Below are 10,544 nucleotides of genomic sequence, written 5' to 3'. Positions count from 1 at the left end.
CTGTGGGCTCGGAGATGTGTATAAGCGCCAGGAAAAGACCCAACCCACCACACCCATGGACCAACCACAGAAACCACAGACCCCCGCCCGCCGCCTGGGGGGCTCGGGGGGTCACCCCCCGACAAAATCCCGCGGGAGCCCGGGAGCTCCCCAAAGGGAGCGAACACGCAAAGCCGATCGCGTGGACCTAGGTGGACTTGAACCACCGGCCTCTTCCTTATCAGGGAAGCGCTCTAACCGACTGAGCTATAGGTCCTTGCTGGTGATGAGAGTACAGGATGGCGGCGGGTGTGGGACGGCCGCCGCCACCCTGGTTGCGGCTTGATCCGCTACTGGTCGCTCAAGGTGACCTCGAGGCCGCCGATCATGTCGGCGCAGAGGTTGTAGAGGAGCGCTCCGAGGGTGGCCAGGGCCGTCATCAGCACCACGTTGATCGCGCCGACGAGGAGGCTGATCTGCATCGCGCGGCCGAAGGACAGCCAGCCGGACACGTCGGTGTTGGTGCCGTCGGTCAGCGTGTCGGCCGCGTCGGTGACGCTGTCGAAGACGCCGATGGAGTTGAGGACGAACCAGAGCACCGCCACGGCGACGATCAGGATGAGGAAGACACACAGAGAGAACGCGAACGACAGCCTGGTGACGGACAGCGGTTCGACGCGGGAGAGCCGCAGCCGGGCGCGCCGGCTGCCGGCGGGGCCGCGTCGCTGGCCCTGGTCGGGCTGGTCGCCGCGGAGGGGTTCGAAGCCGTCGTGGCCGCCGCGCTGGGCGCCACGCGGCCCGCTCTGGGGCCCGGGGGGGCCGAGCGGGCCGGGACGGGCGGAACCGGGGGCGCCGGTGGGCCCCAGCGGCTCGGTGGAGAGCCCGTTAGGGCCGAGGCCACCTGACGGCGGTGGTCCGCCGGGCGACGCGCCTGGGCGGTCGTAGGGGGCGGTGCGGTCGGCCGGGACGGGCCGGGTGGCGGCTGAGCCGGCGCCGACCCGGGTCGGTTCGGGGGTGGGCCGGCGTTCGACGGGCATGCGTTCGGTGACGGCTGCCCGGTCGGTGGGGTTCCTCACGTCCGCGGCGCCCGACCCCGTGGGGGAAGCTGTCCCGCGTTTCGACAGGTTCGGGCGCACCAGGGAGATCGTGTCGGTGTCCCGGGGCCGGTCCGCGGGCGCGCCGGGGCGGGCCGCCGGGGTCGTGACGGTGGTCTGCGCATCGTGCTTTCTTGTCGTGTCGGTTCCGCCCGCCCGGGTGCCACCCTGACCGGTGGCGGTTGCGGTGGCTGGCTCGGCGCCGGTCCGGCGCCTGGCGTCGGCCGGCTTCCGGGCAGCGCCGGCGGCGGGTGCGGGGTCGGTGTCACGGGAGGATGTTCTGGTCGGGGCAGGCCGTGCCCCGCTGCCGCGATCGGTGTCGCTGCCGCGGGGGGCGGGGGCCGGGCGGTCGGTTGCGCCTCCCTTGCCCGCGGGCGCGGGGCCCGAAACGGCCGGGCCGCCACCGGGCGTCTTCGCCACCACCGAGGTGCCGGAACCCGTACCAGAGCTCGCGGCCGTACCGGAACCCGCGGCCGTACCGGAGCCCGGGGATGACTTGCCGCGCTGGAAGAAGGGACTGCCGCCGTCCGCAGCCGCGCCGCCGCTCCCCTTGCCGCCGCCCGCGCCACGCGAGCCCGATCTCGTCGGTGCCGAGGCCGGCGCGGCGGCGGGGGTGGACGCGGATGCCGGTGACGCGCCCGAGGAGGACGGCGTGGCCGGCTTCGGCGGCAAGGCGGCGGCGGACGGCCGCGAGGAGCTCCGCGCGGCCGATCCCGGCGCGGGTGCCTCGGCCGGGTCGGCCTTCCCCACTCCGGCCTTCCCCGGCGTGCCGTCGGTGCCCGTCGCGCGGGGTTCGCCGGGGCCCGCGGACCCGGTGCCGTCCGGCCGCCGCGTCTGGTCGGGGTCGTCCGGCCGGCCGCCGCTCACGGGTGACTCCGGGCGGCCCGGGGATGCGCGGTGGACGGCCGACCGGACGGGCCGGTCATTCTGACTGTCGCTCACGGATACTCCCCGTCCACTCCTGGTCGCACGTGGGCATTCTCGCCCAGTGGTCCTGGCGTTCCACCGGCGAGGCGCGACGTGGCCGTCTGGGCCCGCCAGATCGCCGAGACTAGGAGGCCGCCCCGTCCGGCCCCACGGTCTCGTCGGTTCCGTCACCGTCGTTGGCATCAGCATTGCGCGCCACACCCACCACCTGCACACCGGCCTCCAGGTCGATGAGACGTACGCCCATCGTCTGCCGTTGTGCCCGGCGGACATCCTTGGCTACGGTACGCAACACACCGCCATTGGATGTGATGGCGTAAAGCTGGTCGTCGGGTGCCACGACGAGCGCTCCGACCAGTCCGCCCCGGGTGGAGACGATCTTGGCGGTGAGGACTCCCTTGCCGCCCCTGCCCTGGACGGGGTACTCCGCGAGCGGGGTCCGCTTCGCGTAGCCGCCGCTGGTCGCGACCAGCAGGTCCGCGGTGCTCTCCGGCACGACGACGTCCATGGAGAGCAGCTCGTCCGCCTCGTCGAACCGCATGCCGATCACGCCGGAGGTCGCCCGGCCCATCGGCCGGAGCTGCTCGTCGTCGGCGTGGAAGCGGATGGACTGGGCGTTGCGGCTGACCAGCAGCAGATCGTCACCGGGAGCGACCAGGCGGGCCGAGATCAGCTCGTCGTCGTCGCGCAGGTTGATGGCGACCAGGCCGCCGGCCCGGTTGGAGTCGAAGTCGGTCAGCGCGGTCTTCTTGCACAGCCCGCGCTTGGTGGCGAGCACCAGGTACGGCGCGGCCTGGTAGTCCTGGATCGCCATCACCTCGGCGATCCGCTCGTCCTGGCTGAACGCGAGGATGTTGGCGACGTGCTGCCCCTTGGCACTGCGTGCCTGTTCGGGCAGTTCATGCGCCTTCGCCCGGTAGACCCGACCCTTGTTGGTGAAGAAGAGCAACCAGTGGTGGGTCGTGGTGACGAAGAAGTGCTCGACGATGTCGTCCTCGCGCAGCGTCGCGCCCATCACGCCCTTGCCGCCGCGCTTCTGCGAGCGGTACAGGTCGGTCTTGGTGCGCTTGGCGTAGCCGCCGCGGGTGACGGTGACGACGACGTCCTCGCGGGCGATGAGGTCCTCGACGGACATGTCGCCCTCGAAGGGCACGAGACGGGTACGTCGCTCGTCGCCGAACTTCTCGACGACCTCGGCCAGCTCCTGACCGATGATCTCGCGCTGCCGGGGCGGCGATGCGAGGATCGCTTCCAGTTCGGAGACCCGGGCCCGCAGCTCGGCGGCCTCGTCGGTGATCCGCTGGCGTTCCAGGGCGGCCAGCCGGCGCAGCTGCATGTCCAGGATCGCGATGGCCTGGATCTCCGAGAGGGAGAACCGTTCCATCAGCTGGCCGCGGGCGGCGTCCGCCGACTCTGCGTTGCGGATGAGGGTGATGACCTCGTCCAGGTGGTCCAGCGCGATGAGCAGACCGTCCAGGACGTGCAGCCGCTCGCGCGCCTTGCGCAGCTGGTAGCGCGTGCGCCGGACGATGACCTCGATCTGGTGCTCGACGTAGTACGAGATGATCTGGTCGAGCCGCAGGGTGCGGGGCACCCCGTCGACGATCGCCAGCATGTTGACGCCGAACGTGTCCTGCAGCTGGGTGTGCTTGTACAGGTTGTTCAGCACGACCTTGGCGACGGCGTCACGCTTGAGGTCGATGACGAGCCGCTGCCCGATCCGGGCGGACGTCTCGTCGCGGACGTCCGAGATGCCGGTGATCTTGTTGTCGCGGACGAGCTCGGCGATCTTCTCGGCGAGGTTGTCCGGGTTGACCTGGTAGGGCAGCTCGGTGACGACGAGCTGGGTGCGGCCCTTGTTCTCCTCGACGTTGACCACCGCGCGCATCCGGATGCTGCCCCGGCCGGTGCGGTAGGCGTCCTCGATGCCGTTGCGGCCGACGATCAGGCCGTGGGTCGGGAAGTCCGGACCCTTGATGAGGCCAAGGAGAGCCTCGAGGAGCTCCTCGGGCGTGGCGTCCGGGTGGTCCAGCGCCCACCGCACGCCCTTGGCGACCTCCACCAGGTTGTGCGGCGGAATGTTGGTCGCCATGCCGACGGCGATGCCGCCGGCACCGTTGACGAGCAGGTTCGGGAAGCGGCTGGGCAGGACCAGCGGCTCGGACGAGCGGCCGTCGTAGTTCGGTGCGAAGTCGACAGTCTCCTGGTCGATGTCGCGCAGCATCTCCATGGCCAGCGGCGCCATCCGGGCCTCGGTGTACCGCATCGCGGCCGGCGGGTCGTTGCCCGGCGAGCCGAAGTTGCCGTTACCGTCGACCAGCGGGTACCGCAGCGACCACGGCTGAGCGAGGCGGACCAGGGTGTCGTAGATCGCCGTGTCGCCGTGCGGGTGGTAGTTACCCATGACGTCACCGACGACGCGGGAGCACTTGAAGTACCCCCGGTCCGGCCGGTATCCGCCGTCGTACATGGCGTACAGGACCCTGCGGTGCACGGGCTTGAGCCCGTCACGCACCTCCGGCAGAGCACGGCCGACGATGACGGACATGGCGTAGTCGAGGTACGACCGCTGCATCTCGACTTCGATGCCGATGGGTTCGATGCGGTCGCCGGGGGGCGGGGGTAGGACGTCGACCACGGGGTCCTTCCAGGCAGTGGGAGCGATGAGTCGGCGGGGGCGGGCCGGGCGCCGGGTCGCGGGGGTGGCCCGGTCCGGGCCCTGCCATCCGCGGGCCGCTCACTCGCGGGTCCGCCGGGATCGGGAACGCCAGATCGCCCGCCGGGCCGGGTCGGTCGGCCCGGTCAGCCCGGATCCGACCCGACGGGGGCTGGCTCAGATGTCCAGGAAGCGCACGTCCTTCGCGTTGCGCTGGATGAAGCTGCGCCGCGCGTCGACGTCCTCGCCCATCAGGACGGAGAACAGCTCGTCGGCGACGGCGGCGTCGTCCAGCGTCACCTGAAGCAGAATCCGCTTGTCCGGGTCCATGGTGGTGTCCCAGAGCTCGGTGGCGTTCATCTCACCGAGGCCCTTGAACCGCTGGATGGCGTCCTTGGGCAGCTTGCGCCCGGCCTCGACGCCCTGCTCGAGCAGACCGTCACGCTCCCGGTCGGAGTAGGCGTACTCCCAGTCCTCACGCCCCCACTTGATCTTGTAGAGCGGGGGCTGGGCCAGGAAGACGTGCCCGGCCTCGACCAGCGGGCGCATGAACCGGAAGATCAGGGTGAGCAGCAGGGTGCGGATGTGCTGGCCGTCGACGTCGGCGTCCGCCATCAGCACGATCTTGTGGTAGCGCAGCTTGGCGATGTCGAAGTCGTCGTGGATGCCGCAGCCCAGGGCCTGGATGAGCGCCTGGACCTCGGTGTTCTTCAGAACCCTGTCGATCCGGGCCTTCTCCACGTTGAGGATCTTCCCGCGCAGCGGCAGGATGGCCTGGAACTTGGAGTCCCGGCCGCCCTTCGCGGAGCCGCCGGCCGAGTCACCCTCGACGATGTAGAGCTCGCAGCGCTCCGGGTCGGTGTACTGGCAGTCGGACAGCTTGCCGGGCAGGCCGGTACCGCCGAGCAGGCCCTTGCGCCGGGTGAGGTCGCGGGCCTGGCGGGCGGCGATCCGGGCCCGCTGCGCGTCGAGTGCCTTGCTGACGATCGCGCGGGCCTCGGTCCGGTTGACCTCGAACCAGTCCTTCAGCGCGGCGTAGCACATCTCCTGGACGAACTTCTTCGCCTCGGTGTTGCCGAGCTTCGTCTTCGTCTGGCCCTCGAACTGGGGCTGTGCGAGTTTCACCGAGATGATGGCGGTGAGACCCTCACGGATGTCGTCGCCGGACAGCCGCTCGTCGGAGTTCTTCGAACCGGCCTTCACCGGCTTGAGCAGGTTCTGGTCCTTCGCGTAGGCGTTCACCGCGCTGGTGAGCGCGGCCCGGAAACCCTCTTCGTGGGTTCCGCCCTCATGGGTGTTGATCGTGTTCGCGAAGGTGTAGACCGACTCGTTGTAGCCGCCGTTCCACTGCATCGCCAGCTCCGCCTCGATGCCCGTGCCCTGGGCCTCGAGGGAGATCACGCTGCGGTGGATGGCCTCCTTGGTCGCGTTCAGGTGACCGACGAAGTCGACCAGCCCGTTGTCGTACTTGAAGGTGACCTCGGTCGGCTCGGCGGCCTCGAGCGCCTCCGCCTCCGCCTCCGCCTCCGCCGCCGCGGAACCGTCGACGGCTGCCGCGACCTCGACAGCCGCTCCGGAGGCGTCGGCCTCCACGTCACCCGGAGAGCCGTCCGCGCCGTCCGCCGCCGCGGCGGCCGCCACCGCCTTCGCGGCCCTGGCCGGGTCCTTCGCCGCCGGGCCTCGCTCGTCACGCAACGTGATGGAGAGACCCTTGTTCAGGAAGGCCATTTCCTGCAGGCGGCGGAAGAGCGTCTCGTACTTGTACGTGGTGGTCTCGAAAATCGTCGGGTCGGCCCAGAACGTGATCGTCGTGCCGGTCTTCTTCGAGGTTCCTGTTTTCGCCAGCGGTGCCGCGGGACGGGAGCCCGCATAGGGCTGGAACCAGGAGTGGCCCTCCCGCTCGATCGCGACGTCGAGCCGGGTCGACAGCGCGTTCACGACGCTGACGCCGACGCCGTGCAGACCGCCGGAAACCGCGTAGGACTTGCCGTCGAACTTTCCACCGGCGTGCAGGGTGGTGAGCACGAGCTCCACCGTGGGAATCTTCTTGACAGGGTGCACGCCCACCGGGATGCCACGGCCGTTGTCCGTGACGCGAACGCCGCCGTCGGCCAGCAGGGTCACGGTGATCGTGTCGCAGTAGCCAGCGAGCGCCTCGTCCACCGCGTTGTCCACAACCTCGTAGACAAGGTGGTGCAGGCCCCGCTCCCCGGTGGAGCCGATGTACATACCCGGGCGCTTGCGTACCGCGTCGAGACCCTCGAGAACCTTGATCGAACTAGCGTCGTAGGCCACGCGGCAGGTCCCCTCGTTCTGGACGGAAGTACTCCTCAGTCTACCCGGCAACCCGCCGTAACGGACGCAAGGTGCCCTCTCAGCTGTGCGCTGGGCCCCGAATTCCGGGCGGGTGTGGCCCCCTACCGGCTCCACACCGGCCGTGGCCTTGCGTCCGTCTGCGACGGGCGACCGGCCGGTGGCGCCATCGGGACGATCCGGACACTGCTCCCGATCAGGTCCGCAGCGCCCGCCCGGGGCGATACCGGGCCCGCTCTCGGGAGGCGGCCCGGGAGCCGGAATGTCATCCGTACGTGTCCCGCGGCCCGCGCCCGCCCGGCGTTGACATGCCCCCACGACTCCAGGAAGGAGCGGCCGGACCACGCACCGTGATATGCCGGACGACGTGCGGACCCAGCTCGCGACGCAGGATCCCGAGGATCTGCCGCGACAGCATGCGCAGCTGGGTTGCCCACGCCGTCGATTCGGCGACCAGCTCCAGCTCGCCGTCACGCAGCGAGACCGGCGTGCAGTGCGCGGCGATGTCCGGTCCGACGAGGACATCCCACCGCGCCAGCACCGAGGCATCCGTCGCCTGGGTCTGCCAGCCGCGCTCCGCCACCAGCCGCGCGACGGCGGAGCCCAACGCCATCGGCGTCCGCCACTCCCGGCCCGGTGGCGCGATCCCCGGTAGCCGTGGCCGTGGCGGCGGATCACCGGGGCGCTCCTGGCCCCGGCGGCCGCGCCGCGAGCCGTAACCGTGACCTCCGCCGGCGTCCCCGGTGCCGTCGCCGTCAACGGAATCGGAACCGGAATCGGAACCGACAGCGGCGCCGGAGGCACGGCCCTGTCGCGGGCCGAACCTGTTCTGATCGCGGGCCCGTGCGTCCCGCTTCGCGCGCGCCAGCATCTCGCGAGCGAGGTCGGCACCGCGCGCGGCGGACCCGGCGGGCCCGGCGTCGTCGTCAGCCGACACGTCGCACCTCGCCGGCAGCCACCTCGAACCGGGTGCCGGCCAGCTCGGCGGGCACGTCCGCACCGACGGCCGCGGTGACGAGTACCTGCTCGGCCTGCGCGACGAGGGTCCCGAGCCGCGCCCGGCGCCGCGCGTCGAGCTCGGCGAACACATCGTCCAGCAGCAGCACCGGTTCCCGGTCATCCGCGCGAAGCAGCTCGAACGACGCCAGCCGCAGCGCGAGCGCCAACGACCACGACTCGCCGTGGCTCGCATATCCCCGGGCGGGACGTCCCTTCACCGAGAGCAGCAGGTCGTCGCGGTGCGGCCCGACCAGGGTGACCCCGCGTTCGATCTCCTGCGAGCGGACCTCGGCGAGCCCGGCCAGGATGGCCTCGGCGAGGCCGGCCCGCGTACTGGCGTCCGCGGCCCGCCGGGCCGCTCCACCGACTCCACCCGTTCCACTCGTTCTGTCTCCGTCTGTTCCGCCCGCCCCACCCGCGCCGGACACGGCACCCGGCCTCGCGTCGTTCAAGGCATCCGCGCCAGCGCCCACCGCCGGGGCGACCGGAGTGTCCCGCGGCGCGGCCTCGTCCGGGGCCGGCTCCCCGGACGAGGCCGATGACCTCACGGAGGATCCGTCGGCTGTGTCGTTGCCGGCTGGGCGATCGCCCGCTGCGTGGTGGCGCCCGGTGCTGCTCCCGGCGACGCCGCCGCTCGACAGGACAGTGGCCGCCGCCTCGTCGGGTGCGTCGAGTGCGGGCCGGGGGGTGCCGGGAACGCTCGAACGGTAGGCGAGATCCGTGGGCGAGTCCTCCCCGGCGACCGCTGCGTAGGCGCTGCGCACCCTCGGCCGGAGCTCCTCGACAAGTGCCAGGCGGGCCGCGAGCAGCTCCGCCCCGTGATCAGCGAGGTGTCTGTCCCAGACTTCCAGGGTGCGCAGGTCGCCCCGGCTACCGGCACGCCGGGCGGCGCCGGCGGTCCGCAACAGCGCCGACCGCTGTTTCAGCACCCGGTCGTAGTCCGCCTGGACAGCGGCCATCCGCGGTGAGCGGGCCACGAGCAGCTCATCGAGGAACCGCCGCCGCTCGGCCGGATCTCCCTTGACGAGAGCCAGGTCCTCTGGTGCGAACAGGACTGTGGCGAGCAACCCGGCGACGTCACGTGCCCGCGGCAACGGGGCCCGGTTCAGCCGGACCCGGTTCGCCTTCCCGGGCATGATCTGGATCTCGACGAGCGCCGCCCGGTCGCCGCGGACGATCCGGGAGCGGACCACGGCCTCTGAACATCCCTCCCGCACGAGAGGAGCGTCGTTTGCGACCCGGTGACTACCCAGAGTGGCAACGAATCCGATCGCCTCGATCAGGTTCGTCTTTCCCTGCCCGTTCGCTCCCACGAACGCGGTGACCCCGGGCTCCAGCAGCAGATCGAGCCGCGGGTAGGAGCGGAAATCCGTCAGGGACAGGTGCGTGAGATGCACGTCACCCGTTGAGACGAATCGGCATCAGCAGATAGCGGTAGTCGGGGATCTCTGTCTGGTCGTCGCCGCCCTTGCCGGTGAGGATCGCGGGCTTGTTCGCGGCCAGGGCCGCGTCCTCGTCGCTGGCGAACCCGATCCGCACGATGTCGGACTCCAGGGCGCCGAGGGCGTCAAGCAGGTAGGCGGGGTTGAACGCCACGGTGAGCTCGGGGCCGTCGTAGGTCACCGGCAGGGTCTCGGACGCCTGCGCCTCACCACCGGTGCCGGCCTCCAGCACGAGATTGTCGGGGGTGAAGGTCAGCTGCACCGGGGCGGTGCGGGGGGCGACGAGGGCCACCCGCTTGACGGCCTCGGTCAGGGGGGAGATCTCCAGCTGTGCGATCAGCGGCGAGCTGTCGGGCAGCAGCTTGCGGTAGGGCGGGAAGGTGCCCTCCAGCAACCGGGTCGTGGTCTGCCGGGTGTTCCCGGCGAAGCCGGCGAGGGTCTCGCCCGACGGGCCCGTTCCCAGCGCGATGGCGACCTCCACGCCAGCCCCCGACAGCGACTTGGCGGTGTCGAGCAGCGTGCGGGCCGGAACGAGAGCGACGCCGGACGCATCCGGCGACGCCGGGCGCCACTTGAGGGTGCGTACCGCGAGCCGGTACCGGTCGGTGGCGGCGAGGGTGAGCGTGTCGCCCTCGATCTCCACCCGGACGCCGGTGAGGACCGGGAGGGTGTCGTCCCGGCCCGCTGCCACTGCGACCTGTGCGACGGCGCTGCCGAACGCGGCGCCCTCGATGTGGCCGGTGATCTCCGGCATCGGCGGCAGGGTCGGGTAGTCGTCGACGGGCAGCATCGGCAGCGCGAACCTGGCGTTGCCACAGGCGACGACGAGGCGGGTGCCGTCGACGCTGACATCGACCGGGGCCGCGGGCAGCGAGCGGGTGATGTCCGCCAGCATCTTGCCGTTGACCAGGCCGCGGCCCTCCTCGGTGACCGTCGCGTCGACCTCGCCCTGGGCGGCCACCTCGTAGTCGAACGCGGCGACCTTGAGCGCCGGGCCGGTGGCGTCGAGCAGCAGGCCGGCCAGCACCTGCAGCTGGGTGGTCGCCCGGCTCGGCAGGGTGCGTGCCGTCCAGGCCACCGCATCGGTGAATTCGTCCCGTTCCACCCGGAACTTCATGGGCATGTCCTCCCGTC

7 protein-coding genes and 1 tRNA gene are annotated in these 10,544 nt (G+C 71.4%); 1 reads left to right on the top strand and 7 read right to left on the bottom strand.

Going from position 1 to position 10,544, the window contains the following annotated elements; translation table 11 throughout:
• Nucleotides 1–182 precede the first annotated feature (182 nt).
• A tRNA-Ile gene (locus tag AB1460_RS23405) sits at nt 183–256 on the bottom strand.
• 73 nt (nt 257–329) lie between these two features.
• Nucleotides 330–1,496, bottom strand: a complete 1,167-nt coding sequence (locus AB1460_RS23400) for a DUF3566 domain-containing protein (protein WP_368964120.1) — start codon at nt 1,494–1,496, stop codon at nt 330–332.
• Between the two features lie 73 nt (nt 1,497–1,569).
• Between AB1460_RS23400 and AB1460_RS23395 the strand changes: the two genes are divergently transcribed.
• Nucleotides 1,570–2,004: a hypothetical protein gene (locus tag AB1460_RS23395; RefSeq protein ID WP_368964119.1), complete on the top strand. Its 435-nt coding sequence runs from the start codon at nt 1,570–1,572 to the stop codon at nt 2,002–2,004.
• Between the two features lie 120 nt (nt 2,005–2,124).
• Here AB1460_RS23395 and gyrA read toward each other — a convergent pair whose 3' ends face one another.
• The 5 genes from gyrA to dnaN all read right to left on the bottom strand — a co-directional run bounded on the left by gyrA (nt 2,125) and on the right by dnaN (nt 10,527).
• Nucleotides 2,125–4,638: a DNA gyrase subunit A gene (gyrA, locus tag AB1460_RS23390; RefSeq protein ID WP_368964117.1), complete on the bottom strand. Its 2,514-nt coding sequence runs from the start codon at nt 4,636–4,638 to the stop codon at nt 2,125–2,127.
• Nucleotides 4,639–4,833: 195 nt separating this feature from the next.
• Entirely contained in the window at nt 4,834–6,951 is a 2,118-nt protein-coding gene (gene gyrB / locus AB1460_RS23385) for a DNA topoisomerase (ATP-hydrolyzing) subunit B (protein WP_368964115.1), read from the bottom strand.
• 283 nt (nt 6,952–7,234) lie between these two features.
• Complete coding sequence (locus tag AB1460_RS23380) at nt 7,235–7,840, bottom strand: DUF721 domain-containing protein (RefSeq protein WP_420497348.1); 606 nt, start codon at nt 7,838–7,840, stop codon at nt 7,235–7,237.
• 55 nt (nt 7,841–7,895) lie between these two features.
• The gene (gene recF, locus AB1460_RS23375; protein ID WP_368964113.1) at nt 7,896–9,365 is read right to left on the bottom strand and encodes a DNA replication/repair protein RecF; all 1,470 of its coding nucleotides are present in this window, start codon (nt 9,363–9,365) and stop codon (nt 7,896–7,898) included.
• Nucleotide 9,366: 1 nt separating this feature from the next.
• The gene (gene dnaN, locus AB1460_RS23370) at nt 9,367–10,527 is read right to left on the bottom strand and encodes a DNA polymerase III subunit beta (RefSeq protein ID WP_368964111.1); all 1,161 of its coding nucleotides are present in this window, start codon (nt 10,525–10,527) and stop codon (nt 9,367–9,369) included.
• Between the last annotated feature and the right edge of the window lie 17 nt (nt 10,528–10,544).

Origin of the sequence: Parafrankia sp. FMc2 (assembly GCF_041008525.1) — a bacterium.
In the GTDB taxonomy this organism is placed as follows: domain Bacteria; phylum Actinomycetota; class Actinomycetes; order Frankiales; family Frankiaceae; genus Parafrankia.
Note: the sequence above shows the minus strand (reverse complement) of the source record. Positions and strands in the feature narration are given on the sequence as shown.